At 71.3% G+C, this 25,547-nt stretch carries 24 protein-coding genes; 14 read left to right on the forward strand and 10 right to left on the reverse strand.

What is annotated here, in order from left to right; all coding sequences use genetic code 11:
* Nucleotides 1–7: 7 nt before the first annotated feature.
* The 5 genes from VMD91_12150 to modA form a co-directional block, all read right to left on the reverse strand.
* Nucleotides 8–1,720, reverse strand: coding sequence for a pilus assembly protein N-terminal domain-containing protein (locus tag VMD91_12150; protein ID HTW84815.1), 1,713 nt, complete (start codon nucleotides 1,718–1,720; stop codon nucleotides 8–10).
* Between the two features lie 24 nt (nucleotides 1,721–1,744).
* On the reverse strand, nucleotides 1,745–3,382 hold the full coding sequence (locus VMD91_12155; GenBank protein ID HTW84816.1) for a RecQ family ATP-dependent DNA helicase: 1,638 nt from the start codon (nucleotides 3,380–3,382) through the stop codon (nucleotides 1,745–1,747).
* 158 nt (nucleotides 3,383–3,540) lie between these two features.
* On the reverse strand, nucleotides 3,541–4,536 hold the full coding sequence (locus VMD91_12160) for a substrate-binding domain-containing protein (GenBank protein ID HTW84817.1): 996 nt from the start codon (nucleotides 4,534–4,536) through the stop codon (nucleotides 3,541–3,543).
* The gene (locus tag VMD91_12165) at nucleotides 4,533–6,596 is read right to left on the reverse strand and encodes a methyl-accepting chemotaxis protein (GenBank protein HTW84818.1); all 2,064 of its coding nucleotides are present in this window, start codon (nucleotides 6,594–6,596) and stop codon (nucleotides 4,533–4,535) included. Before VMD91_12165 ends, VMD91_12160 begins: the two co-directional genes overlap by 4 nt.
* A gap of 3 nt (nucleotides 6,597–6,599) precedes the next feature.
* A complete protein-coding gene (modA, locus tag VMD91_12170) occupies nucleotides 6,600–7,370 on the reverse strand; it encodes a molybdate ABC transporter substrate-binding protein (GenBank protein HTW84819.1) in 771 nt (256 codons plus the stop codon).
* A gap of 200 nt (nucleotides 7,371–7,570) precedes the next feature.
* Here modA and dnaX point away from each other — a divergent pair, with 200 nt between their 5' ends.
* From dnaX to recR, 3 genes are read left to right on the forward strand one after another with little or no spacing between them, the layout of a single operon-like run.
* The gene (gene dnaX, locus VMD91_12175) at nucleotides 7,571–9,196 is read left to right on the forward strand and encodes a DNA polymerase III subunit gamma/tau (GenBank protein HTW84820.1); all 1,626 of its coding nucleotides are present in this window, start codon (nucleotides 7,571–7,573) and stop codon (nucleotides 9,194–9,196) included.
* A 13-nt stretch (nucleotides 9,197–9,209) separates the two neighbouring features.
* Nucleotides 9,210–9,512, forward strand: a complete 303-nt coding sequence (locus tag VMD91_12180) for a YbaB/EbfC family nucleoid-associated protein (GenBank protein HTW84821.1) — start codon at nucleotides 9,210–9,212, stop codon at nucleotides 9,510–9,512.
* A gap of 22 nt (nucleotides 9,513–9,534) precedes the next feature.
* Nucleotides 9,535–10,125 carry a recombination mediator RecR gene (recR, locus tag VMD91_12185; GenBank protein ID HTW84822.1) on the forward strand — a complete coding sequence of 197 codons (591 nt, stop codon included), beginning with the start codon at nucleotides 9,535–9,537 and terminating at the stop codon, nucleotides 10,123–10,125.
* 205 nt (nucleotides 10,126–10,330) lie between these two features.
* Here recR and VMD91_12190 read toward each other — a convergent pair whose 3' ends face one another.
* On the reverse strand, nucleotides 10,331–10,969 hold the full coding sequence (locus VMD91_12190) for an MOSC domain-containing protein (GenBank protein HTW84823.1): 639 nt from the start codon (nucleotides 10,967–10,969) through the stop codon (nucleotides 10,331–10,333).
* A gap of 96 nt (nucleotides 10,970–11,065) precedes the next feature.
* On the opposite strand from VMD91_12190, the gene VMD91_12195 reads away from it, so the two are divergent.
* From VMD91_12195 to VMD91_12220, 6 genes are read left to right on the forward strand one after another with little or no spacing between them, the layout of a single operon-like run.
* A complete protein-coding gene (locus VMD91_12195) occupies nucleotides 11,066–11,962 on the forward strand; it encodes a hypothetical protein (protein ID HTW84824.1) in 897 nt (298 codons plus the stop codon).
* Complete coding sequence (locus VMD91_12200) at nucleotides 11,959–12,753, forward strand: hypothetical protein (GenBank protein ID HTW84825.1); 795 nt, start codon at nucleotides 11,959–11,961, stop codon at nucleotides 12,751–12,753. The genes VMD91_12195 and VMD91_12200 overlap by 4 nt, the downstream gene beginning before the upstream one ends.
* Nucleotides 12,750–13,352 (forward strand): hypothetical protein, encoded by a 603-nt coding sequence (locus VMD91_12205; GenBank protein HTW84826.1) that lies wholly within the window; start codon nucleotides 12,750–12,752, stop codon nucleotides 13,350–13,352. The genes VMD91_12200 and VMD91_12205 overlap by 4 nt, the downstream gene beginning before the upstream one ends.
* On the forward strand, nucleotides 13,349–14,500 hold the full coding sequence (locus tag VMD91_12210) for a DUF4350 domain-containing protein (protein ID HTW84827.1): 1,152 nt from the start codon (nucleotides 13,349–13,351) through the stop codon (nucleotides 14,498–14,500). The genes VMD91_12205 and VMD91_12210 overlap by 4 nt, the downstream gene beginning before the upstream one ends.
* Complete coding sequence (locus VMD91_12215; protein HTW84828.1) at nucleotides 14,430–15,386, forward strand: MoxR family ATPase; 957 nt, start codon at nucleotides 14,430–14,432, stop codon at nucleotides 15,384–15,386. Before VMD91_12210 ends, VMD91_12215 begins: the two co-directional genes overlap by 71 nt.
* Nucleotides 15,386–16,693 carry a DUF58 domain-containing protein gene (locus VMD91_12220; GenBank protein ID HTW84829.1) on the forward strand — a complete coding sequence of 436 codons (1,308 nt, stop codon included), beginning with the start codon at nucleotides 15,386–15,388 and terminating at the stop codon, nucleotides 16,691–16,693. Before VMD91_12215 ends, VMD91_12220 begins: the two co-directional genes overlap by 1 nt.
* 3 nt (nucleotides 16,694–16,696) lie before the next feature.
* Here the strand turns inward: VMD91_12220 and VMD91_12225 are convergent, their stop codons facing one another.
* Both VMD91_12225 and VMD91_12230 read right to left on the reverse strand, forming a co-directional pair.
* Nucleotides 16,697–17,098 (reverse strand): hypothetical protein, encoded by a 402-nt coding sequence (locus VMD91_12225; protein ID HTW84830.1) that lies wholly within the window; start codon nucleotides 17,096–17,098, stop codon nucleotides 16,697–16,699.
* 113 nt (nucleotides 17,099–17,211) lie between these two features.
* Nucleotides 17,212–18,183, reverse strand: coding sequence for a stage II sporulation protein M (locus tag VMD91_12230; protein ID HTW84831.1), 972 nt, complete (start codon nucleotides 18,181–18,183; stop codon nucleotides 17,212–17,214).
* A gap of 11 nt (nucleotides 18,184–18,194) precedes the next feature.
* On the opposite strand from VMD91_12230, the gene VMD91_12235 reads away from it, so the two are divergent.
* The 4 genes from VMD91_12235 (at nucleotide 18,195) to VMD91_12250 (ending at nucleotide 21,467) form a co-directional block, all read left to right on the forward strand.
* Nucleotides 18,195–18,929, forward strand: coding sequence for an RDD family protein (locus tag VMD91_12235; GenBank protein HTW84832.1), 735 nt, complete (start codon nucleotides 18,195–18,197; stop codon nucleotides 18,927–18,929).
* Nucleotides 18,930–18,992: 63 nt separating this feature from the next.
* Complete coding sequence (locus tag VMD91_12240) at nucleotides 18,993–19,451, forward strand: MerR family transcriptional regulator (GenBank protein HTW84833.1); 459 nt, start codon at nucleotides 18,993–18,995, stop codon at nucleotides 19,449–19,451.
* Nucleotides 19,435–21,018, forward strand: a complete 1,584-nt coding sequence (locus VMD91_12245) for a DHA2 family efflux MFS transporter permease subunit (protein HTW84834.1) — start codon at nucleotides 19,435–19,437, stop codon at nucleotides 21,016–21,018. The genes VMD91_12240 and VMD91_12245 overlap by 17 nt, the downstream gene beginning before the upstream one ends.
* Nucleotides 21,019–21,083: 65 nt before the next feature.
* The gene (locus VMD91_12250) at nucleotides 21,084–21,467 is read left to right on the forward strand and encodes a VOC family protein (protein HTW84835.1); all 384 of its coding nucleotides are present in this window, start codon (nucleotides 21,084–21,086) and stop codon (nucleotides 21,465–21,467) included.
* A 6-nt stretch (nucleotides 21,468–21,473) separates the two neighbouring features.
* Here the strand turns inward: VMD91_12250 and VMD91_12255 are convergent, their stop codons facing one another.
* Both VMD91_12255 and VMD91_12260 read right to left on the reverse strand, forming a co-directional pair.
* Nucleotides 21,474–22,463 (reverse strand): hypothetical protein, encoded by a 990-nt coding sequence (locus tag VMD91_12255; GenBank protein HTW84836.1) that lies wholly within the window; start codon nucleotides 22,461–22,463, stop codon nucleotides 21,474–21,476.
* Between the two features lie 32 nt (nucleotides 22,464–22,495).
* Nucleotides 22,496–24,508 (reverse strand): M48 family metalloprotease, encoded by a 2,013-nt coding sequence (locus VMD91_12260; GenBank protein ID HTW84837.1) that lies wholly within the window; start codon nucleotides 24,506–24,508, stop codon nucleotides 22,496–22,498.
* A gap of 198 nt (nucleotides 24,509–24,706) precedes the next feature.
* Between VMD91_12260 and VMD91_12265 the strand changes: the two genes are divergently transcribed.
* A complete protein-coding gene (locus VMD91_12265) occupies nucleotides 24,707–25,546 on the forward strand; it encodes a septum site-determining protein MinC (GenBank protein ID HTW84838.1) in 840 nt (279 codons plus the stop codon).
* The last annotated feature ends 1 nt before the right edge of the window (nucleotide 25,547 follow it).

A 25,547-nucleotide genomic window follows, 5' to 3' on the forward strand; every position in this document is an offset into this window, starting at 1 on the left:
CGGGAGGTCAGTAAACCGGCGACCCCGGCAAGCCCGGCGCCACCGACCCATCATCCTGCGCAAACACGAGCCGCAGCGGATACGAAGACCCGCCCTCGGGCATCGTGACGACACGAACCCGCTGGAACGTCCCCGGCTGAATTGTATCCTGCCAGATTTTGAAGCGCGAAAACGCCGGCAACCCATGCGCCTGCACCAGCGTGCCGTCGATGAGAAACGTTCCCGTCGCGCGCCCACCGCGCGGATTGGCGTAGAGTGCGATCGAGTGCGGCCCGCGCGTCATGTTGACGATGACGACGTTCATCGATTGCTCGACACCGTAGTCGCCGGCGAGCGCTTCACCTTCGCGCAGGTTCGGCAGCGGCAACTGGCCGATGGGAATCTCGAGGTCGGGCCCGTCGACGTCGTAGGTGCGATCGAAGTAGAAGGTCGGGACGGGATAGACGCCGCGCGCGTGCGGGGCGCCGCCGGCGAGCAGCTCGGTGGTGCTGATCGACTGGTCCAGCGGCGCGCTCGCGTCTTGCGCGAGCAGCGTGAGATCGACCGGATCGCCGGAGACCAGCCGCAGCTGCAGGATGCCGCTGACGACGTTCTGCGGCGGCAACGGGGCGTTGAGCAGATTGCTGGTCGCGCCGGGCGGGATCGACACCACGAGCCCTTCGTTGCGCGACTGGCGGACCAGGAAACGCGAGGTCGAGAGGTGTCCGACCTCGAGCTCGTTGCCTTCGGGTCCGGCGGAGCCGTTGATCAGCTGCACGACGGCGGGGACGTTGCCGCTGTTGTGCGCTTTGAGCAGGATGCGGCGCGGCGGCTCGGTGCCGGGGTTGTAGTGATAGTAGAGGAACCGCTGCGCTTGCGTGCGGTCGAGGTGCGCGGTGAAGAGGACGCCGTTGGCGGTCAGCCGCTCGGGGTAGTCGGAGACCAGCAGCCGCGCGGGTTGGATCGGCGGCATCGCGACGTTCTGCACGGTGACGTGGGTGGAGCCGTTGACGGTGAAGTAGCCGTCCCCGCTGAGGGTGACCGGGACGTCGAGCTCGACCTGATCGTCCTGCGCGAGGTCGCCGTGGATCGGCACCGTTTCGAGCACTTGCGCGGACGCGCCGGCGCGCAGCGTCGCCGCGGACGTCACCGCGTCGGCCACGACGCTGCGCAGGTAGTCGGCGGAGGCCGGATCGCCGGTGACGCTGACCGTCGTCGCGTCGGCGGGGACGCCGGCGGCGTAGGCGACGCGGATGGGGACGTCGCGGGTGAGGCCACGCTGGTCGGTCACCGTCGCGGTGGTCGTACCGAGGGCGACGCCGGTGACGAACAGCACGCGTTGCGCCTGGTCGACGACGGCGGTCGCGACCGCGGGGTTGGCGACGGTGACGGTGACGGTGCCGAGCGCGCTGTTGATGCGGGCCGACGCGATCTTCCCGGGCTCGACGCCGACTTGCGGCGGGTCGACGATGATCGGCGGCTGCGTCGGCGTCGCGCTCGGGGTGGGCGAGGCGAGCGGCTCTTCGCTGGTCCCTGGAAGCGGCGAGCCCGGGGCGGCGGTGGTCGCTCCGGGCATCGGCGGGGTGGGGACTGCGGGCGCCGCGCTGGCCACGGTGCCGGGCGGGTTCACCGGCCCCGTCGGCGCGGGGACCGGGGGGTTCACCGGCTGCGCCGCCGCTCCGAGAGCGAGGGCGCCGAGCAACAGTGCGAGGCTAGAGAACGGCGCGAGGGCGCGTCGCAAGCGGCTTCCTTCGTCGGTGTGCGGTCACGCGATCTTCTGGCTCGTTGCTGCTTCCCGTGTGACGGCCGACGCCAGGAGTGTCTTGTAGCCGACATTCGGGAAGAGCACGGTGACGAGGTCCTTCTCGGCGCGCTCGACGGTGCCTTGTCCGAACTTGGCGTGGTAGACGACGTCGGCGATGCGATAGCCCGACGAGACCCGCTCGCGGTGACCGTGCAGGCAGTTGTCGCACGCACCGCAGGTCTCGGCGGCGTAGTCCTCGCCGAAGTAGTTGAGCACGAAGCGGCGGCGGCAGCCCGTCGTCTCGGCGTACTGCAACATCATCGCCAGCTTCGACTGGTCGTACTTCTTCTTGGTCTCGTAGTTGGCGAGGTTGAGGACCATCTCACGCTGCTCGCGCGCGGCCTCGGTGAGGACGTACTTGCTGCGCATGCCGTTCTCGATGAAGCCGCTCTTCTTGAGCAGCGCGAGGACGACTTTGAGCTTGGTCAGCGGCAGCTGCGTGATCTTGCGCAAGTCGGTCAGGCTGACGCCGCCCTCCTGGTCGCCGAAGATCTCCAGCGTGCCGAACACTTTCTGCACTTCCTCGACGTCGGGATACTTGCCGGTCAGGAAGTAGTTCTGCACGCGCGTATCGCTCATGCGATAGATCAGCACGCACTTGGAGGGATCGCCGTCGCGTCCGGCGCGGCCCGCTTCCTGCGTGTACGCCTCGACGCTGCCCGGCAGATCGTAGTGCACGACGAAGCGGATGTTGGGCTTGTCGATGCCCAGGCCGAACGCGTTGGTCGCGACGACGGCGCGGATCGCCTCCTGCATGAACAGCTCGTGGACCGCGGTGCGATCGTGCTTTTGCAGCTTGGAGTGGTAGACCGCGGCCGGCAACCCGATCTCGTCCTGGAGGTACTTCTGCACTTCGAGCGCGTTCTTGATCGTCGCCGTGTAGACGATGCCGGTCCCTTCGAGCTCGCCCTTGAGGAACAAGTCCTTGAGCGTCTTGAGCTTTCCGGCTTCGCTGTCGGCGCGCCGCACCGAATAGACCAGGTTGGGGCGGTCGAACCCCTTGACGATCGGCTTGACGTTCGGGATCCCGAGTTGGATCAGCACGTCCTCGCGCACCGCCGGCGTCGCCGTCGCGGTCAGCGCGAGCACGGTGGGCTTCCCGAGCTGTTGGATGACCTTGCCCAAGTTGAGGTACGCGGGACGGAAGTCGTGGCCCCACTGCGAGATGCAGTGCGCCTCGTCGACGACGAACAGCGGAACGGCCAGCTCCTGGAGGATCGAGATGAAGCCGTCGTCCTCGAGCTTCTCGGGAGTGACGAACACGATCTTCATCTCGCCCGAGGCGATGCGCGCGATGCCGGCCAGCTCTTGCTCTTCGGAGAGCGTCGAGTTGAGCGCGACGGTCGAGGTGATGCCGCGTTCGGCCAGCATGTCGAGCTGATCTTTCATCAGCGCGATGAGCGGCGAGACGACGATCGTCGTCCCCGGCAGCAACAGCGCGGGAAGCTGATAACACAGCGATTTTCCGGCGCCGGTGGCCAAAATCGCGAGCGTGTCCTCACCCGCGAGAATGCGCGTGATGACCTCTTCTTGGCCGGGGTTGAAGCGCTCGTAGCCGAAATGGTCGCGCAGCGCTTGCCGCAGTTCGTCCGTCGACATGTTCCTTCTCGCCGGGGGCCGGAGACGACACGAACGCCGTGCTAGAAAGCAGGCGTCACCGTGGCGTCAAAAGCCGATGCTCAGGGGTTACCCGACCCCACCGTACTTAAAACGCACGGCAGCGTCCAAACGATGCACCCCGGCCCCCGGCGGACGGATCAGATCGGCCGGCTGGCGCGCTCGGCCGCGTCGGCCCCGACGAAGCCGTACTTGGTGTAGACGTCCTGTCCCGCCGGGGCGGTCACGAAGCCGACGTAGGCCCGCGCCAGTGCGACATGAGTCGGGTTGGCGGTCAGGGGCGTGAGGTAGTACGAGACCGCGGCACGCTCGTTGTCGGCCGGCGGGAGCGCCACCGCTTGGACCTTCGCGCCGGCGGCCATGGCGGCGATCGCCTCCGTCTTCCAGACGATGCCGACGTCGGTGCGACCGTCGGCGAGGCGCTCGGGCGTCTCGCGGTGATGGACCGCCGTCAGGTAGACGTTGGGCGCCGATTGGCAGGCCTGACAGTCGTGATCGCCGACCAGCTTGGCGTACAGCCCGTGCCGCTCGAGCATCGGCTTGGCGTAGTAGGTCATGATGCCTTCGTTGGTCGGGTTCGGCAGCGAGACGCGCACGTCGGGGCGGCCGAGGTCGTCGACGCCGGTGATGTGCTTGGGGTTGCCTTGCGCGACCAGCAGCGTGAGCTCGTTGTGCATGTAGGTCGCGTACGAGGTCGCCAGCTTGGCGTCGCGCAGTTGGCGCAGCGGGCCCAGGTCGACGGTCGCGTAGACGTCGGGGCGGCCGGGGTAGTCGTGGCCTTCGTAGCGGAAGCCGCCGTGCAGGATGCCGTCGAGCTCGAGCCCGGGCGGCAGCGTGACGACGACGACGGCGGCGTGCGGGTGGGTGGTTTGGAAGGTGCGCACCAGGTCTTCCATCGCGAAGAACTGGTTGCCGGCGACCCACACGATCAGATCGGCCTTCGGCATGGCGGCCAGCGCGGCCGGGCCTTTGACGACCGGTTGACCCGGCACGAACAGGCGCAGGTCGTCGTCGTGACCGGCCGGGATGGCGGCCAACGCCGCCGGCGCGGTCTGCGCGGTCTGTGCGAAGGTAGCGGTCGGGATCGTGACGAGCGTTGCGAGGGCGAGCGCCGCGGCGCGAAGCAGGGACGTCATGCGGGGAGTGCGGTCCTTTCAGGACGAGCGTCCAGGAGGGTGAATGGATCGGCCGCGAGCGCGGTTCCCGCTCCGCGTTCCTCGCCGATGTCGAAGGCGGCCACGGCGTCCGCCAAAGCGCCGGTGCGCTCGCGCGCGCCGTTGGTGCGCAAGCGCATCTCGCGCACGCGCGCGGCCGCCGTGCGGCTGGCGTGCGCGACGCTTTGCGCGCTGGCCGATTGCTCGCGCGTCGCGACCGCGACGGGCAGGATCACCTGCGTCACGTCGCGCGCGGTCGCGCGCATCTCGTCGGCCCCGCGCGCGTTCTGCTCGACCACCGCCGAGACGCTGGCGACGTTGCGCGAGACGTCGGCGCTGGTGCGGGCCATCACGTCGACACGTGCGGCCAAGTCTTCGGCGACCGCGGACGCGTCGTCGATCGCGCGCTGCAGCACGTCGAGCGCTCCCGTCGCCTTGTCGGCGCGGGCGAGTCCGTCGGTCAGTGAGGCCGACGAGCCGCGGATGCCCTCGCCGGCGTCGGCTGTCTCCTTGCGCATCGCGCCCAGGATGGCGGCGATCTCGCGCGTGCTCACGTTCGAGCGCTCCGCCAGCTTGCGGATCTCGTCGGCGACGACGGCGAAACCGCGGCCGGCCTCGCCGGCGCGCGCCGCCTCGATCGCCGCGTTGAGCGCGAGCAGGTTCGTCTGATCGGCGATCTCGTCGATCGCCGCGACGATCTGCGCGACGTCGTTCGAGCGCGCTTCGAGCCGCCGCATCGCCTCGGCCGAGGCTTGCGCGGCACCGTCGATGCGTCGGATCGCTTCGGCCGTGTCGAGCACGGCGCCGCGGCTGTCACGGCCGTGCGCCCGCGCGCTGCGCGCCGCGGTCGCCAGCTCGCTGCCGACGGTGCCGAGCGCACGCAGCTCCTCGTCGAGCCGCTCGACCGCGCCGACGATCGCTTGCACCGATCCGGCCTGTTCGAGCGCTCCGGTCGCGATCTGGTCGGCCGCGCGCGCCAGCTCTTCGACCGCGGCGCCGGACTCGTCGATGCGCTCGGAGTTGGCCAGCGCGCCGTCGGCCAAGATGCCCATCGCGTTGACGAAGCCGTCGATGGTGCCGCTGACGCCGCCGGCTTCCGCCGCGATCGCGTCGTTGATCGCGGCCAGCTCGGTCGAGGCGCCCGAGACGCTGAGCAGCAAGCCCCGCAAGCGCGTCGCCGCCGAGGCGTACTGGCGCGAGACGTCGGCGATCCCCGCGGCGAGCGCGTTGTAGCGCCGTGCGAGGTCCCCGATCTCGTCGCCGTCGCGATCGGTCAGCGGGTCGCGCTCGATCACGGTCATCGTGCCGCCGAGCCGGCCGCGCGCGAGGTCGGCGAAGGCGGCCGAGAGGACGGCGAAGTCGTCGTCGACGACCGCCGCGATGGCGGCGTTGACGCGCGCCAGCCGGCTCGAGAGCGAGCGCCCGAGCACCAGCGCGGCCAGCACGCTGGCCGCCAGTGCCGCGACGCAGAAGATCAGCAGCACGTACGCGAGCCGCTGCGCGTCGCCGAAGGCGCCGGAGACGACCCGTTCGGCCAGCGAGGTGTCGGCCACGTCGGCGCCGCCGACGCCCTGACCGATCTGGCCGAACTGCGCGATCTGATCGCGTAGGATGCCCAGCGACGCCAGCGCGGCCTTGTGCCGACCGGCCTCCAGCGTGAAGGTCACCTGATCGATGAGCGAGGTGATCAGCTGCAGCCGCGCGGTCGCGTCGTCGACGTAGTGCTGGAACTCCGGATGCGTCTTGGCGTACGCGGTGAGGGCGCTCATCTGCGTGTCGATGTGCGCGCGGATGACGGTGCCGTCGCCCAGGTACGACTTGTCGCCGGTCGCGGCGTAGCCGCGCAGCCCGCTTTCGAGCTGACGAACGTCGGCCAGGACCGCTTGGATCTGCGCGGCGTGCGCGAGCGTTTGCGTCGCGGTCTCGCCGCGGACCGCGACGTCGTGAGCGCCGCGCAGCGCGACGACCGCGCCGACGGCCAAGATCAATGCCGGAACGAGGAAGCAGAGGGCCAGCTTCCCCGCGATGCGTGCGCGGCCCATCCGTCAGCCGAATCGATAGTGGTGGAAGACGGCTTGGCCGTCCGGCGAGAGCACGTAGTCGACGAAGGCCTTGGCCAACGGCTTGTTCGTGCTGCCGGTCGCGACCGCGATCTCGTTCTGGATCGAACCGCCGAGCGCCGGATCGATCGGCACTTCCTGCGCGCGCTGCATCTCGTCGCCGTACAGGTCGGACGTGAAGACGATGCCGGCATCGGCCGAGCCGCTGTTGACCTGACCGGTCACGCCCTTGGTGTTGACGCCGTGCGAAACGACGTTGGCTTCGAACTTCTCGGGGAAGTCGGCGCCGTAGGTCTTCGTGGCGCGCTTGATGACCGCGTGGGTGAAGCGGCCGATGGGCGTGGCGTCGTCGCCGACGGAGAGCCGCACGCCTTTGCGGGCGAGATCGGCCAGGCCGGTGATGTGCAGCGGGTTGCCCTTGGCGACGATGATCGTCGGGACCAGCTTGCACATCGGACGGAACGGGTCGACCAGGTGCTTGTCGAGGGCTTGCGCCGAGAGCTCCGCGATCGACGAGACGAAGACGTCGCACGGCGCGCCGGCCGCGAGCTGGCCGAAGAGCATGTCGGGACGGCCGAAGAACGGGCGCACCGTCGCACCGCCATGCTTGGCGGCAAAGGCCTTGATGATGTCGCTCAAGGGGCGGTCGGAGTTGAGCGGCGCCAGCACCACCAGTGGCGCCTCGGCGCGCACGGCGGTCGCGCCGCCGGCCAAGACGGCCGCGGCGACGGATGCGACGAAGGACGATCTGCGCACGAGAAAGAGGGCCTTCCCTTAGAGCGGAGAGGGAGATACCCGGCACCCGGTCGTTCGCCGCGCCGCGACCGCGACTCCGTGCGACAAGAGTGGTGATCGGTACGATTTAACTGATCGTTGGCGCTACCGTTACGCGGCCTTCACCAACGGCGCCATCCGGTCGACACGGGAGCGCGTTGCGCGGGCCCGAACCTGTGGGGGTGTCGCTCTACCGCACCTGGCGGCCGCTGACGTTCGCCGATCTGGTCGGCCAGGACGCGGTGGTCAAAACGCTGACGACGGCGCTCGAGACCGGACGCCTCGCCCATGCCTATCTGTTCTCCGGCCCGCGCGGCTCGGGCAAGACTTCGGCGGCCAAGATCCTGGCGCGCTGCATCGAGTGCGTCAACGGCCCGACCGCCACGCCCGACAACACATGCGAGAACTGCCGCGCGATCCTGGAGGGGACCGCGCTCGACGTGCTGGAGATCGACGCCGCCTCGAACCGCGGGATCGACGAGATTCGCGCGCTGCGCGACGCGGTCAAGTTCGCGCCCTCGGTGATGCGCAAGAAAGTCTACATCATCGACGAGGCGCACATGCTGACCAAGGAGGGCGCCAACGCCTTCCTCAAGACGCTCGAAGAGCCGCCGGAATGGGCCGTCTTCATCTTGGCGACGACCGCGCCGGAAGTGCTGCCGCCGACGATCCTCTCGCGCTGCCAGCGCTACGCGTTCCGGCGCATCGCGATCCCGACCATGATCGAGCGCATGCGCGAGATCGCCGCCGCCGAAGGGATCGTGATCGACGACGCGGCGCTGGGCGCGATCGCGTATCGCGCGGACGGCGGCTTGCGCGATGCGCTGACGATGCTCGAGCAGGTCGCCGCGTTCGCCAACGGCCCGGTCGACGACGCCGTCGTCGACGCGGCGTTCGGTCAGACCGGCCGCGGCTTCGCGCGCGCGCTGCGCGACGCGGCGCTCGACGGTGACGCGGCGCTGACGCTGCGCATCATCGACGAAGCCTCCGACGCCGGCAGCGACATGACCGGACTGATCCGCAGCACGATCGGCGAGTTCCGCCACCTGCTGGTCGCGCGCGTCAACCCCGAGTTGCTCGCGCGCGACTTGGCCGAAGACGACGCCGCGGTCGCGCGCGAGCGCGCCGCCGTGACGCCGCAGGTGCGCTTGGTGCGCGCGCTGCGCGTGCTGGCCGACGCGTTGGCCGCCGCGCGCGGCTCCGGCAACGCCCGCCTGGAGCTCGAGAGCGCGATCCTGCGCTTCGTGCTGCAAGGCGAGGACCCGAGCCTGGACGCCCTGGCGACCCGGGTCGCGCTGCTCGAAGGCGGCGAGGCCACTCCCCGTCCGCTCGCCCCGCCGGCGGCCAAGCCCGCGCCGCCGCCCGCGCCCCCGCCGGCCAAGCCGGCGCCGCCGCCCGTGCCGCCCCCGAGCACGCCCAAGCCCGCCGCCGCGGCCAAGGCCGAGCCGGTCGCCCCGAAGGCCGCGCCGATGGAGCTCTCGCTGACCAAGCTGCGCACCCTTTGGCAGAGCATCCGCATGCGCGCCGAGGGACAGAAGACCTCGCTGCGCGCCGCGCTCTCGCGCGCGACGGTGGCCGGGCTCGACGGCACCGTGCTCACGCTGCGCGTCCCCGACCCGATCAACGCCGACGTGCTCAAGCGCGACCTCGAGACGGTGCGCAAAGCGATCGCCGAGGTGACCGGGCAGACGCTCGAGGTCCGGGTCGCGGTCGGCTCCGCCCAGCCGCCGCCCGAGGACGGCCTCGCCGCCGAGGACGGCGAAGACGGCGACGACCTGATGCGCTACGCGCTCGAGAAGCTCACCTGAGACGAGGACGCCCGTGAACCCCAACCAGATGCGCCAGCTGCAGAAGCTGCAGCAAGAGATGCAAAAGGCGCAGGAAGACATTCAGAACGCGACCGCGGAGGGAACGGCCGCCGGCGGCGCCGTGACGGTCGCGATCAGCGGCGACTTCCGCGTCAGCAAGGTGACGCTCAAGCCCGAGGTCGTCGACCCCGCGGACGTCGAGATGCTCGAAGACCTGCTGGTCGTCGCGTTGGCCGACGCGCACAAGAAGATCGAAGAGTTCGCCGCCAAACGCATGAGCGCCGCGACCGGCGGCATGCGCATCCCCGGTATGTGACGAGCGCGCCATCGCCACCACCATCGCGGGCCCGGTCCAGGCCCTGATCAACGAGTTCAGCAAACTGCCGACGGTCGGTCCCAAGACCGCCGCGCGGCTGGTGTTCCATTTGCTGAACCGGCCGCGCGCCGACGCCGAAGCGCTGGCCGACGCGATCGTCGCGCTCAAGGAGAAGGTGCGGCTGTGCTCGCGCTGCTTCTCGATCACCGAAGACGACCCGTGCGCGATCTGCGACGACCCGCGGCGCAATGCCGCGCTGGTCTGCGTCGTCGCCGAGGCGAAGGACGTGTTCGCGATCGAGCGCACCTCGGCGTACGACGGGCGCTACCACGTGCTGGGCGGCTTGATCTCGCCGATGGACGGCATCGGCCCCTCGCAGCTGCGCGTGCGCGAGCTGGTCGATCGGGTCGCCAGCGAGTCGCCGCGCGAGGTCGTGGTCGCCACCAACCCCAACGCGGAAGGCGAAGCGACCGCGCTCTACCTCTCGCGACTGCTTTCCCCCAGCGGCGTCAACGTCACCCGGCTGGCGTACGGCTTGCCGATCGGCGGCGACCTCGACTACGCCGACGAGAACACGCTGGCGCGCGCCATCGAAGGCCGCCGCACGCTCTAGCGTGCCGCGCGCATGATCGCGACGCGTGCGCTCACGATCGGCGAGATCGTCGACCGGGCGATCACGCTGCTCGTGCGCAGGTGGAACGTCGCGCTGCTCCTGACGGCGATCGTCGGACGCGGACCTGTGCCTGTGGTCGCCGAGCATCTTCCTCGGTGCGCGCGGCCGGCAGCGACCTCGAGGCGCAGCTCGACGCGGCGGAACGTTACGGAAACGCGAGCGTGACGGCGTCGCCGACGGCGACCTCGCCGGGCGCGACGACCGCGCAGTAGACGCCGACCACGTTGTCGCGCCGCTGGGCGACCTCGCGCAGCACGGCCGGGTTCGACGCGCCGGTCGCGACGTCGTAGGTGGTCGTGACGCAGCGCTCGATCGTCGCGACGACCCGGAGCCGCGCGCTGCCGACGGCGAGCGTCGCGCCGACCAGGTCGGGCTCGCGCAGCTCGACGCCGGGCGCGGCGGTCACGTACAGGTTGGGCCGCCAACGCAGCGGATCGAGCGGCTCGCCGACCAGCGCTTCCACGTCGTGCACCCACAGGTCGAGCAGCAGCGAGACGTCGCCGGCGTCGAACCAGCGCGGCGCGCTCCGGTCGACCGCGACCGCGACGCCGTCGGCCGCGGCGCCGGCGACGGCCGCGAGCGGGTCGTCGGTGAGGTGCAGGCGCGGCGACTCTTTGCCGCGATAGGTCTTACCGGCCCGGGCGTGCGTGGGCGTTGCCACCACCAGCGCGCCGGTACGATCGCCCGCGAGCCCGTCGGCGTCGATCGCGGCGCGTGAGAGCGGTTCGGCCCGCAGCGATTTCACCGGATAGCGCCACGCGGCGGCCAGGGTTCCCAGCTGCATACGGCGGGGATTCGCGCCGGAAGCGGGCGAACGCTTTCGTGCGTGCAAGAGACCGAGCTGCGGCCACGAGGCGCCGGAGAGTTGCTCGACCGGGCGGTGACGCTTCTCGTGCGCTATTTCCCGCAGATCGTCGTCGCGGTCGCGTTGATGATCGTGCCGATCGTCGTCCTCGACGCGCTGCTGCAGCCGCACGGTGCCGACGCGTTCGGCGACATGGCCACGCTCTTCACCGCGCACGGGCCGGCCGCGCAACGGGCCGCGCTCGAGCAGATGGAGGCGCACAGCGCGTCGGGATCGGCGGTCGCGCTGGTGCTGCTGCTGACCTCGGCGATCAGCCTGCTCGGCTTCAACGCCGTCACCGCGGTCGTCGACGCCGCCTTGCACGGCCGCAAGCTGGATGCACGCGCGGCGTATGCGCTGGCGACGCGACGCTGGCCGGCGCAAGTCCTGGTCGGCCTAGCGTTTTTGGTAGCCGGCGGGGTGGCGGCGGTGGCGCTGTTCGTGGCGTACTTCGTGCTCGTGTTCGTCATCATCGCGTTGGCCGCGATCGCGAAGAGCTTGACCGCGCTCGCGATCGCCATCGGCGTGATCGTGGGCATCGCGTTTTTAGCGGTCGTGCTCGCGGTCGTGTCGTGGCTGTCGATGGCCTACACGCTGGCCGCGATCTCCGTCGTGGTCGAGGACCTCGCCGCCGGGGCGGCGATCGGCGCGGGCTTTCGCCGCGCGTTCGGCCGGACGACCGCGGTGCGCGTGCTGCTGGCGGGCTTGGTGCTCGACGCGCTGGTGCTGTTCGGGACGCTGCCGGTGCTCGCGCTGGGCGCGCTCGTCTCGACGCTGGTACATAGCCACCCGCTCTACTACGGCATCTCGGCGGTCGGCCAGATCCTGATCGACGCGCTGATCCTCACCTTCGCGGTGGTCTTCGCGGCCGACGTGCGCGTGCGCCGCGAGGGGCTCGATCTGCTCGCGGCGGCCGGAAGCGCGCCCGCATGATCGTCGACCGGCCGCTCACGATCGGCGAGCTCTTCGATCGGGCGGTGACGCGCCTGGTGCGCTGCGGCGTGCCGGTCGCGATGTTGACGCTGGTCCTGGTGGTCGCCGCCGTCGCGCAGAACCTGTTCACCCCGCGCCTGACCGCCCACTACGACGCGGCTGCGATCGTCTTCATGTTCTGCTGGTTCATCGCCGAGGCCGTCTACGCGTTCCTCAGCTTCGCGGCGGCGGTCCGGCTGTACGGCGGCGAGTCGCTCGGCGCGGTGGACGCGCTGCGCGCCGTGGTGCGCGACGATCCGTGGCGCTTGGTGCGGCTGGCGCTCCTCACCGGGTTCATCGGGGCCGTCGGGTTGTGGATTTTGGGCGGTTTGATCGGGCTCGTCGGCGGCGCCGCCAGCGGCGCCGGCGTGATCGTGCTGCTGATCGTAGCGGGACCGGTGACGGCGTTCTTCCAGTTGGCGTTCGCCACGTGCGTGCTCGAAGGCACGCCGGCAGTAGTCTCGCTGGGCAATGCCTGGAGCCGAGCCTTCGCGTTCGGCGAACGGCGGCGCAGCGTCTTGCTGCTCTACGCGATCATACTCGCGGAGTGGGTCCCGCTGTACGGCATCGACGCGATCGGGACCGGTCTCTCGCGGCTGTTCCAACTGCCGCTCTTCGCCACCGTGACGCAAGGCGCGGGCGGTCCGATCGGCACGGCGATCGGCGCGGCACTGCTGACGGTCGCCGCGCTCGACTACCGGGTGCGCACGCAAGGCGCGGATCTCGAAGCAGCGCTCGACGGCGTGCCGTGATCGCGCCCTGGCGGCACGGCGATCCGCACGATCTGGCGCGGGCGATCGTCGCCGAGCCGCGCTTTCGTCACGCACCGCCGCTCGGCGGCCCGACCTGGTGGGATCGCTTCTGGAGCTGGCTCGGGCATCTGCTCGCGAAGCTGTTCCACAGCGCACCGAGCGGCGCCGGCGACCTGTTCTCGCTGGTGCTGGTCGGCGCCGTGCTGGTCGGCGTGGTGGCCGTCGTCGTGCTGGTGCTGGCGCAGATCACGCTCGGCCCGCGCGCGCGCGCGCGGCGAAGGGCGCGCGAAGCGGAAGTCATCGGCGAGGAGCTCGACGCGGCCGCGCTGCGCGCGCGCGCCCGCGCCGCGGTCGCGGCGCAGCGCTACCGTGAAGCGGCGGCGCTGCTGTGGGCCTCGGCGCTGCGCGCGCTCGACGAGCGCGGACGCGTGCGTTTCGACGCGGCGCGCACGCCGAGCGAGTGGCGGCGGCTGGTGCGCGAACCGGCTTTCGACGCGCTGGCGCGCGACGCGGTCTTCGCGCTCTTCGACGAACGCACGCCCGACGCGGACGCGCTGGCGCGCATGGACGCCGCGTACGACGTGCTGCTCTCGCGATGAGACGCGAGCTGTGGGTCGCGCTCGGATTGCTGGCGCTGGTCTTCGTCCTGGCCTGGTCGACGCGCAAAGAGCCGCAGCCCACGCCCGGCGTCACGCACGGGAGCGCCGACGTCGCGCAAGGCGGCTACGCGGCCTGGTACGAGCTGCTCGAACGCGAAGGCCTGCACCCGCGGCGCTTCGATGCGCCGCACGAGGACCTGGCGGCCGACGGCGTCGGCACGCTGGTCCTGGCGTTCCCCGGTGCGGGCGTCGACGCGGATTGGGACGCGGTGGAGCGCGACGCGCTGCACGCGTGGGTGCACGGCGGCGGACGGCTGGTCGACATCGGGCCCGAGCCGGCGTTGCGCGGTGCGCGCGACGAGCACGCCGACGTCGTCCTGGCGCCGGCAGCGACGCGGCCGGGCGCGCTGCGCGGTCCGTGGGCGGCGCTGGTCGGTTCGCTGACGGCGCGCGGTGACGCACGCATTCGCGTGCGCCCCCACACCCGGTTACACGTGATCACGCTGTTGGCCGACGCGGCCGGCGCGCTGGTCGTGCGCTACCGCGACGGCCGCGGCGAGGTCGTCGCGGTCGCCTCCGGCGCGCCGTTCGAGAACCGCAACCTGGCGCGCGCCGGCGATGCGCGGCTGGCGTATCTGCTGGCGGCGCTGCCCGGCGGCGGCGGGCTCGCGTTCGACGAAGCGGTGCGCGGCGACGTCGTCGACCGGCCGTGGTACCGCGCGCTCGACGTGCGCGAACGGGTCGCGCTGGCGTTCCTGGTGCTGGCGGGACTGGCGTGGCTGGCCTACGGGCTGCTGCCGCTGGGGCCGCCCGTGCGCCTGATCGCCGCGCGCGAGCCGACCTCGTCGGAGTTTCTCGACGCGTTCGCCGCGCTGTATGCGCGCGCACGGCTGCGCGACCACGCCGCCGACGCGCTGCTGGCCGACGCCGAGCGGCGGCTGCAGCGCGCGCCGCGCACGCCGGTCATCCGGCAGCTCGCCGCCGACGTCCACGCCGCGCGCGACGTCGCGGTCCGCCAGGACCGGCAACTGGTCGCGCTCGCCGTTCTGTCCCGTTCCGTCCGAGAGGAGACCACTGGTGGAGGAGACCCCGCTGGCCGTTCCGGCCCGTCTGCGCGCCGGCCTGACTCGCGTCGTCGTCGGCGCTGACCGTGCGGCGTTCACGCTGCTGGTCGCGCTGCTGGCGAACGGGCACGCGCTGATCGAAGGCGTTCCCGGCACCGCCAAGACGTTGACCGTGCGCGTCCTGGCGCGGCTGTTGGGCGTCGACTTCACGCGCATCCAATTCACGCCCGACCTGATGCCCTCCGACGTCGTCGGCACGACCGTCTTCGATCAGCGCAGCGCGACCTTTTCGCTGCGCCGCGGCCCCGTCTTCACCAACGTGCTGCTGGCCGACGAGATCAATCGCACGCCGCCCAAGACGCAAGCCGCCTTGCTCGAAGCGATGGAGGAACGGCGGGTCACGATCGACGGCACGACGCACGACCTGCCCGCGCCGTTCCTGGTCTGCGCGACCCAGAACCCGGTCGAGTTCGAAGGCACCTATCCACTGCCCGAAGCGCAGCTCGATCGCTTTCTCGTCCGCGTGCGAACCGGCTATCCGGCCGCGGACGACGAACGCGCGCTGATCGCGCGCGCCGTCGCCGGCTTCGACGCGCACGACTTGGCCGCCGCCGGCGTCGAACCGGTCGTCAGCCGCGTCGAGCTGCTCGCCGCGCAGGCTGCCGTACGCACCGTGCACGTCGCCGAGTCGCTGCAGCGCTACCTGTACGACGTCGTCGCCGCGACGCGCTCGTCGCCGGACGTCGCGCTGGGCGCCAGCCCGCGCGCGGCGCTGGCGCTGGTGATCGCGACGCAGGCGGCGGCCGCGCTCGACGAGCGCACCTTCGCGACGTCCGACGACGTCAAGGACGTGGCCGGAGCGGTGCTGGCCCATCGCATCCTCGTGCGGCCGGAGGCCGAGCTCGACGGGACGACCGCCGAGGACGTCGTCGACCGCGTGCTGGCCGCCGTTCCGACGCCCGCGCGCTGATGTTCTGGCTGGCGCCGCGCGGCGTGGCGCTGCTGCTGGCGGCGGCGATCGCGGCGTTCGCGCTGGCGAGCGTCGCGCCGGCCTGGGTCGCGCTGCTCGTCCCGCTGGCGCTGGTCGTCGCGCTGGTGCTCGGCGACGGGCTGGCGCTGCGCGCGCCGGTCGAGGTCGAGCGCCTCGCGCCGCCGCGCCTCGCGCTCGCGCGGCACGACGCGTTTCACTATACGGTGCGCAACCGCGCCGCGGCCGCGCGCACGATCGCGCTGGTCGAAGCCCCGGCCGACAAGCTCGCGATCGATCTCGACGAACAGCGCGCCTCGCTGCCGCCGCGCTCGTCGCTCGAGCTGACGATCGGCGTCGTCCCGCGCGAGCGCGGCCGCACGGCGCTGCGCGGCTTCTCGTTTCGGCTGCGCACGGCGTTCGGTTTCGTCGAACGGCGGCGGACGGTGGCGGCACCGGTCGAGCTGCGGGTGATGCCCGACCTCTCGGCGCTCGATCGCAGCGGCGATCCGGTCGCGCGCGCCAAGCTGATCGAAGCCAGCCTGCGCCGTTTGCGCCGGCGCGGCGCGGGCGGTGAGTTCTCGACGCTGCGCGAGTACGGCCCCGACGACGAGTTCCGCGCCATCGACTGGAAGGCGTCGGCGCGGCGCGGCCGCACGATGGTCGCGCAGTACGAGGTCGAGCGCTCGCAGCAGATCGTCGTCGCGCTCGACGCCGGACGCCTGATGACCGCGCGCCTGGGCGATCGGCGCAAGCTCGACTACGCCGTCTCGGCGGCGCTGGCGATCGCCGCCATCGCGCGCCTGGCCGCCGACCGCGTCGGCGTGCTGGCCTTCGCCGGCCGCGTCCTGGCGCGGGTCGCGCCCGGCGCCGGCGCCGCGCACGCCGCGCGCCTGACCGACGTCCTCTCCGACCTCGAGCCCACGTTGGAAGAAGCCGACTACGAGCGCGCGTTCATCGCGCTCGAGCGCGAGGTCAAGCGCCGCAGCCTGATCGTGCTGTTCACCGACCTGTTCGATCCGGTCGCCTCGAGCGCGGTGCTGGCCGCGACCCGCATCCTGCAGCCGCGTCATCTGGTGCTGGTCGTGCTGATGAACGACGCCGCGATCGAGACCGCGCTCGCGCGCGTGCCGGCCGACGTCGAGGACGCCTATCGCGCGGCCGTCGCCGCGACGCTGGCCGACGAACGTGCCCGCGCGCTGGCCGCGCTGCGCGACCGCGGCATCCTGGTCGTCGACGTCCCCGCCGCCGAGCTGACCGTCGCCCTCCTCGACGCGTACGTCGCCGTCAAGTCGCGCGGCTTGTTGTAGCGCTCAGAGGGTGGTGAACGTTCCGAGCTGCACGTCCTGGATGCCCGACGGGGTGGTCGTGAGCTTCGCGGTAACGGTGTACGAGGTTGCGGGCAGGAGGGCGGGGACGCTGTAGTCGGCTTCCGGCGCCGTCGGCGCGGGCGAGGGTGCGGACGTCGTCACCGACGCGCCGCCGTTCGCGGGGCTCAGTATCAAGCCGTTCGTTCCGTACTGAAAGGACAGGACCAGCGTGAAGTTGCCGTCCGGCACGCCGGTCTCACCATTGGTCGGATAGATCATCGTCGGCTGCGCCGGGATGACCGCGGGACACGGTGAGGGCGGGTACGTCGGACGATTTTGCGGCGTCGTCGTCGTGCCGGAGCACGCGGTGAGGGCGAGGACGACGACGGCGAGCAGACGGCGCATCAGAGACCTTCGGCGAGCGATCGGACGGGTCGAGATCCGCTACGACCGGTAAACGTGCTGAAAGGAGCTAGCGTTTCCTCGACCTGCGCCACGAACGGTGCAAAACCGAGACGTCACCAGGGCTCGGGGGCTCGCGAGCGGCCTGCGAGGACGAGATAGGCGAGCAGCAGGACGCCGGTGACGGCGCCGATCTCCTCGCGGGCCGGGATCGAGAGGCGTTGCGGCGAGATGAAGCCTTCGATCGTGCCGGCCACGCACAGCAGCAGGGCGACGCCGCCGATCAGCGTGGCCGCGCGCCGCGCGGCCAGCAGCAGCGCGTCGCGCCGGCGGGCGCGGCCGGGCCGCACGTAGCCGCCGGCGAGCAGCAGCCCCGCGCCGCCCGCGATCTGAATCGACGTCAGCTCGATGACGCCGTGGGGCGCGATGGTCGCCCAGAAGTCGGCGCCGAAACCGTGTTGCGCGAACAGCGCGCCGTAGACGCCGACCATCAAGCCGTTCTCGAGGATGATCCAGCCGGTCAAGATCCCGGCCGTCATCCCGCCGGCGAACGCGATCGCGGCGACGCGGACGTTGTTGGTGATGATCGCGCTGGCGACCGCCGGCGAGTTGGCGCGGTCGAAACCGAAGTTGCTGTCGTGCAGCGCCTTGTCGACGGCCGGCAGCGACATGCCGGGCAGCAGCGCGCGCGCGTTGGCCGGATCGTGCGCGACCGCCGTGTAGGCGACGATCGCCGCCACGACCGTCAGCAGCGCGCAGAAGCCGATCGGCGCCCACGAGCGCCGCACTTCGCGCGGAAAGTCGGCGGCGACGAAGCGCCACAAGCGGTCCCATCCGCTGCGGGCGGTGGCGACGTAGACGACGGCGTGCGCGCGGCCGACCAGACGGTGCAGGTGGTCGAGCACGACCGGGTCGGCGCCGCGCGCCTGCGCGATCGCGAGGTCGCTCGTCGCGGCGCGGTACGCCAGCGCCAGCTCGTCGATCTCGGCCGCCGGCAGCCGCCGCACGCCGCGGCCCGCGGCGCGGTCGACCAGCGCCGTCAGCCGGTCCCAACGCGTGCGGCGCGAGGCCACGAAGCGCTCACGCATAAGAGAGCCGCGTGGAGCGCACGGTCGATGTCCGGACGGGAGAAGCCGTCGCCATTCGCTACGAGCTTGCCGGGGTCGGCAGCCGGTTCCTGGCGGTGATGCTCGACCTGCTGGCGCAAATCGCGATCGTCGCCGCGGTCGTGATCGTGCTGGCGTTCTTCGGGAGCTCGCAGCCCACGCACCGGCTCGGCGTGGCCGATCGCGCGCTGCGTGCCTGGGAGATCGCGATCGTCGTCGCGTTCCTGTTCGCGGTGTTCTTCGGCTGGTTCATCATCTTCGAGACCTGGTGGTCGGGGCGCACGCCCGGTAAACGCGCGCTCGGGCTGCGCGTCGTGCGCGACGGCGGCTTCCCGGTCGACCTCGGCAGCGTCGCGATCCGCAACCTGGTGCGGGTGATCGAGTTCAGCTTCGGGTTCTACGCGATCTCGGCGCTCAGCGCGCTGATTTCGAAAGAGAACAAACGGCTGGGCGATTTCGCGGCCGGCACGATCGTCGTGCGCGAACGGGCGGCGGCGGCGCCCGACCTGGACGCCTACCTCGACCACAACGCCGCGCTGCCGGCGACCGGGTTGCGCGACGACGACCGGCTGCTGATCGAGCGCTTTCTCGCCCGTCGGGCCGGGCTCGAACCGACGGCCCGCTGGCGGCTGGCCAGCCGGATCGCGGCCAAGGTCCGCCCGACCCTGATCGCGCCCTACGCCAACCTCGACGACGAGGCGCTGCTCGAGTACTTGGTCGGCCACTAGCCGACGGAGCGGCGGCGCGCGGACGCTTGCGTCAAAGTTAACGTTGACGTAAACTTACGGTAGATGCCCGCCACCACCCCGTCGCGGCCGGCGCTCCTCTCGGTCGCCGAGGCCGCGGCCCGCCTGGGACTCAGCACCCGCACCCTGCGCTATTACGAAGAGCTCGGCTTCCTCACGCCTGCCCGGACGCCGGGCGGCCACCGGCTGTACGCCGAGGCCGACCTCGAGCTGATCGCGCGGATCACGCGGATGCAGCAGCTGGGCTTCACCCTGGCGACGATCCGCAAGGTGCTGCGCTACCGTTCCTATCAGGACGAGTCGGGCCGCCACCGGCTGGGCCTGGACAGCCTGCGCGAGATCGCCGCCGAGGCGCGCAGCGACGCGCAAGCGCTGCGCGACCGGATCGCGCACCTGCGGCGCGAGCTCGACGAAGCGACCCGCGAGGCCGAGGCGCTCGATCACGACATCGCCTACTTCGACCGCCGCGTCGCCGAGGAAGAATCGCGTGTCGGCGGTCGCTGAGCGCGGCCCGGCACTCGGCCGCGCGGCGCCCGAACCACCGCTGCAGCCGCCGCTGCACCTGCACCCCGACCCGGTGCGCAATCCGTGGGTGATCATCGGCGTGATCATGGTGGGCTACTTCTTGGGCCCGCTGTACTCGTCGGTCGCCAACGTCGCGCTGCCGAACCTGGTCGCCGCGTTCGGCTCCGACATCGACACGATGGAGTGGGTCGTCACCGGCTACATGCTGGGCTACTCGATCTCGATGCCGGTCGCCGGCTGGCTGGCCGACACGCTGGGTCGCCGGCGCGTCTATCTCGCCGGGCTCGCGCTGTTCGCGGTCGCCTCGATCCTCGCGTCGTTCGCGTGGGACGCCAACAGCATCATCGTCTTTCGCATCCTGCAAGCGGTCGGCGGCGGGCTCGTCTCGCCGACGGCGATGGCGATCATCATGGACGTCGTTCCGCCCGCGCAGCGCGGTCGCGCGCTCGGCGTGTGGGGGATGGGGATGATGCTGGCGCCTTCGTTCGGTCCGACCATCAGCGGCTGGATCGTCGACAACCTCGACGACTGGCGGCCGATCTTCTTGATCGGCGTGCCGCTGGCGATCCTGGGCTTCGTGCTGGCGCTGGCGAAGATTCCCCACGACGAGGACGCGCTCGACAAGCCGGCGCCGCCGCCGTTCGACGTCCCCGGCTTCTCGCTGCTGAGCACCGCGCTGGCCGCCTTCCTCATCCCGCTCTCGCAGGCCGATCGCGTCGGTTGGGACGACGGCTGGATCCAGCTCTCGCTGGCGGTCGCGGCGCTCGCGTTCGTCGGCTTCCTGTGGCGCGAGCTGCGCACGCCGGCGCCGATGATGGCGCTCTCGCTGTTCGCCGAGCGCACCTTCGCGCTGGCCGTCGGCTTGCGCGCGATCGTCGGGATGGGCTACTACTTCGCGATCTTCTTGCTGCCGCTGTTCACCCAAGACGTGCTGGGCTGGACGCCGACGCTCTCGGGCCTGGTGCTGATGCCGGCCGGCATCGTGATGGCGCTGCTGATGCCGGTGGCCGGCACGCTGTCCGACAAGATCGGCTCGCGGCCGTTCGTGCTGGCCGGCGTCGTCATCGCGACGGCCGGCACGTTCCTGTTCGCGCGCATCGACGTCGACTGGTCGTTCTCGCGCATCGCGACCGACGCGCTGATCCGCACCGGCGCGCTGGGCCTGCTGTTCACGCCGCTGACGACGGTCGCGCTCTCGGTCGTGCCGCGCAACCGCTCCGGTCAAGCGTCGGGGATCTTGAACACGGTGTGGCAGGTCGGCGGCAGCGTCGGCATCGCGATCGGCCAGACCTATCTGACCGCGAAGACCGCGCTGCACCTCTCGGAGAACGCCGGCGCCGCGACGCTGGCGCATCCCGGCTTCGTCCAGGGGCTCTCCGCGATGGCGACGCACGTGCCCGCGCACGTCGCGCAGATCCTGGCCGCGCAGCAGGTCGCGATGATGTCGCAGGTGCAGGCCTACGGCGATACGTTCCTGTTCGCGACCGTCGTCATGGCGCTCGGCATCCCCGCGGCGATGCTGCTGCCCGGCCGCAAGCGCGCCTGATCGGCGCGCGCGCGAGCGCCGGTGGCGTGGTGATCGCGCCGGCGATGCGCTATGCTTGGCCCGTCATGAGCATTCCACTCGGTTCGGTCGCACACTTCAGCATCGGGGTCGCCGACCCCGACGCCAGCGCTCGCTGGTGGCTCTCGCTCTTCGATCTCGAAGAGTATCGCCGTAGCGCGACGCGCGTGGTCATCGGCAACGACGCGGTCACCATCGCGCTGTTCAGCGGCGGCGAAGCGGACGCGAGCGCGCTGGGCCATTTGGCGTTTCGTACCGCCGACGCCGACGCGCTCGAAGCGGCGCTGGCCGCGTTGCGCGCGGCCGGCGTCGACCTCGAGGACCCGGGCCACGAGATCGGACCGGTCGGCCCCGGCTCGGCGAGCATCGGGCTATGGTTCCGCGACCCCGACGGCTACCGCTGGGAGCTGTACGTCCCCGCGTCCGGCTGAGCCGCGCTACTTGCCGTTGCGGCGCAAGCGCGCGAGGATGTCGCGCGCAAACGTCATCGCCGAGGACTTCGCTTCCTCGTAGATGCGGGCCGCGTCGCCGGCGTTCATCTGGCGGCCGTGCGCGTAGTAATACTGCGCGCCCTCGCCGACGACGACGGTGCCGGCGTACGCGATCGCGGCCTTGATGAAGACGCCGCCGACCGGGATGAAGCCCGCCAGCTCGCGCGCCAGCGCGCGCCAGCCGAAGCCGCCGCCGACGACCGGCAGCAGCTCCCACATGTGGGCGAGGTCGGGATCGCGGCCGTAGGTCGCGCCGATCTGCAGCAGCAGCGTCATCTGCAGGGCGGTGATCGCGAACATGTCGCCGGCCGAGGCGAACGCGCCGAGCACGACCCCGAGCACCGGGATGTGGTCCACCACCGCGCTGGCGCCGGCCACCTTGAGCGAGTTGAGGGCGGCGTCGCGGGTCAGCTTCACGCTGACCGTCTCGCGCAGCGCCGGCAGGCGCCGGCCGACCGCGATCTCGGTCCCCTTGCAGCACTCGATCAGGTGGGTGAGAAAGCGGCCGCGCAGGGTCTCGGGGGCGATCCGCGCGACGACGTAGTCCTCGACGGCGCCGGGCGCCGGGGGCTGGGCCGGGGCGCTGGGCGCGGCGACCGCCGGATCGACCAGCAGCGCCAACACCGGCAGCTTGAGGCCGGCCAGCCGTTCCAGGCCCAGGCTGCCGCGCTCGCCGGCTCGGCCGACGCAGATGACGGCGCGGGCGTCGGTGGTGTCGACGGTGGTCGCCATCCCGAGCGTTTCGAGCGTGGCGGCCGCTTCGGGCGGGATCGCGCCGGTGTAGCCGGCCAGCAGCACCGCGCGCAGCTCGCTGAGCAACCCCGGGTCGCCGCAGACGAAGAACTTGAAGCGTTGGCGGGCGCCGGCGTGGACCGCCCCGACGTTGAGGGATCCGCGCAGGCGCTCGAAGGCTGCCGCGGCTGAAGCAGGGTTCACGTCAGGCTCCTACCCTGACCGACCGCGGGCAGTTACGTACGGTCCAATGCCTCCTTGGCCGGGTCGTCGGTCCAATCGAGGTAGACCAGGCCCAGGAAGATCTCCAGCGACTGCGCGTCCATCCCCCGCTCGTTGGCGACGTCGACGACCGGCTTGGCGCTGGCGGTCGCCTCGGCCAGGATGGCGGTGCCGGTCGCGTTGGTGTCGGCCCCGACGATCGTCGCGGCGGCGATGTCGGCCGGCGAGAGATCCTGCGCCGAGAGCTGGTCGTAGCTCGGGCCCGGGGCGTGGAAGCGCACGTCGAGCGCATGCTGGAAGGTCGCGTAGCGGTCCGGCGACTCTTGCAGGCCGAGCATGTCGATGCGCGTCTCGAGCTGGCGGCAGCGCGCCATGTTGTAGAGCTGCGCGCCTTGCGAGGCGCCGACCGCGGCCGCGTTGAGCGCGTCGACGGCTTTGCTCATCAGCGGCTCGAGCTGCTTGTAGTCGTCCGGACGCACGTCGCCGTTGCCCATCAGCCCGGTGCGGGTGAGCTGGCGGACGAACGCGTCCAACGTGCCGGCCCCGACGTCGAGCTTGGCCAGCGCCGCGCGCTCGGCGTCGACGGCGCGCACCATGTCGGCGTCGGCGGCGCCGATCCGGCCGAGCATGCGCGGATAGTCGGGGAACACCGCCAGCGCTTGCGGCGGCGGCGCGGCCAGCTTGAGCGGCGCTTCCAGCTCGTCGAGCATGTCGGCGTTGTCCTTGAGCAAGCCGCCTTGTTTGTAGCGCTCGAGCGTGCCGACGCCGCTGAGCACCATCGAGCCCTTGTTGGTGGCCTCGTCGAGCGACTTGGACATCGTGTTGAGGTTGTGGATGACCGTCTCGAGCCGCGTGCCCGGGCGCGGCTGAATCGAAGCCAGGTTCGGCATGCCGAACAGGATGTTCTGGAGCCGCGCGGTCAGCTGCTTGAGCTGATCGAGACCTTGCTGGCGGCGCAGCGCGATGGCGGTCTGCGCTTGCGCCTCGTCGTCGCGCGCGGTCTGCAGGTCGGCCTTGAGCGGTTCGAGGTTGGGGTGCATCAGGTCCAGGCGGGCCTCGGCGTCGCGCAGTGCCTTGATGCGCACGTCGGCCAGCGCCTTGGCCTGCGGCGAGACTTGCTGCGCCGCGGCGGCCAGGTTCTGCTCCCCCTTGCTGGTTTGGCCGAGCGCCAGCTGCGACTGGCCCAGGTCGAAGCGCACCGTCGCGTCGTCGGGGTGCTTGGCCAACAGCCCGGTGAACTTCATCGCCGCGATGTTGTAGCGAGCGGTGTCGAAATCGTGGATCGCCTGCGCGGTGCGCTGCTCGTCGGTGCGCGTCTGCGGGTTGAGGCCCGGGTCGCCGTCGAGGTTGGCCAGCCGCTTGTCGACCTCAGGATGGTCGGCCAGGTACTTGTCGAGCGCGCCGTGCCCTTCGTGCTCGACCGCGCCGAGGTGTGCCATGAACGACTTCATCGCGTCGGGGTCGTAGCCGGCGCGCGACATCAGCAAGAGCCCGTACTGGTCGGCTTGGTTCTCGTCGTCGCGCGAGATGCGCGCCAGGATACCGGCTTCGGCGAGCTGGCCGAAGCGGTACAGCAGCGGCGAGAAGAGCGCGCCGATCCCGAACAGGATGTTGATGATCGTCGCTTTGTTGGCCGAGGTGACGACGTGGCGGCGCTCGATGTGGCCGGTCTCGTGACCGATGACGCCGGCCAGCTCGTCGTCCGACTGGACGAAGTCGAGCGTCCCCAGGTTGATGTAGATGTAACCGCCCAGGGTCGAGAACGCGTTGATGTCGTTGACGTCGAGGATCTTGATCGAGTACGGCACGTCCTTGCGCGCCGTCTCCGCCCACAGCTTGTTCGACACGTCGTTGATCCACTGGTTGAGCAGCGGATCGGTGACGACGACCGTCGAGTCGGTGATCTGCTTGTCGTACTCCTTGCCGATTTGGATTTCTTGTTGCGTCGACAGTGCGAGCGCGGGTGCCGGGGTGCTGGCACACAGAACCGCGAGACTGAGTGCGATGACGGACAACCGTCGCAACATGGCGAGATCCTCGACGAGCAGACGGGGAGGTCGGGCCCGTGTATTCGACGCGCCCGCCCAGCTCTCCACTGCCGGCGGGCCCGGCTTGCGGAGAGCGTGTGGACAACGAAAGCTTCTTGTGCATGCCATGTGGACGGCGCAGGGCCGCTTCTCCCGGCTTCGGAACGGGCGCGGATCATTGCCGCCGGAGGAACCACAATGAGCAGCGTGCGCGGACGCGGACGGAACCTGGAGATCGCGGTCGATCGTGCGCTGGCAGCCGCCGCTGAGGAGCTGCACGAGCACTTCGCCGACCGGCCCGACTTCTATCGCGGCAGCCGGGCGGTCGCCAACCTCGGGGCGCTCGAGCCGTCGGCCGACGAGCTGGCCGCCTTCCGGGACGCCCTGGCCGGCCACGGGGTCGCGCTCGACGGCGTGCGCGGCGGCGAGACGGTGGCGCCGGTGGCGGCCGAGCTGCAGCTCGCCTACCTGGGCACGACCGACGGCGACGTGGCGGTCCTGCCCCGCCACCGGCCGGCGCGCGAGGTCCGGCTCTCCGACCAGGCCCGCTCGTTGGTGGCCGACTTCGCCGGCGCCCGCGAGGACATGGTCCGCCGCCGGCGCGACGGCGGCGGCGTCCACGCCGGCGGCGCGGCGGTGGCGATGGCCGGGGTGGCGATCCCGCCGCCGGCGCGAATGGTCCCGGTCGGGCTCTCGACGCTCTACCACCGCGGCACGCTGCGCGGCGGCCAAGCGATGCACAACCTGGGCAACCTGGTCGTCATCGGCGACGTCAACCCGGGCGCCGAGCTGGTCGCCTCGGGCGACATCGTCGTCTTCGGCGCGCTGCGCGGCGTCGCGCACGCGGGCGCCCAGGGCGACCGCAACGCGCGCGTCATCGCGCTCGAGCTCGAGCCGACGCAGCTGCGGATCGCGACCGTCATCGCGACCAGCAGCGAGCGCGGCAAGCAGCGCGGTCCGGAACACGCCTCGATCGTCGGCGACCGCATCGTCGTCGTCCCGTTCGCCGACGCCGATCTACGCAAGGAGTCCGTCTAAC

Origin of the sequence: Candidatus Sulfotelmatobacter sp. (assembly GCA_035504415.1) — a bacterium.
In the GTDB taxonomy this organism is placed as follows: domain Bacteria; phylum Vulcanimicrobiota; class Vulcanimicrobiia; order Vulcanimicrobiales; family Vulcanimicrobiaceae; genus Vulcanimicrobium.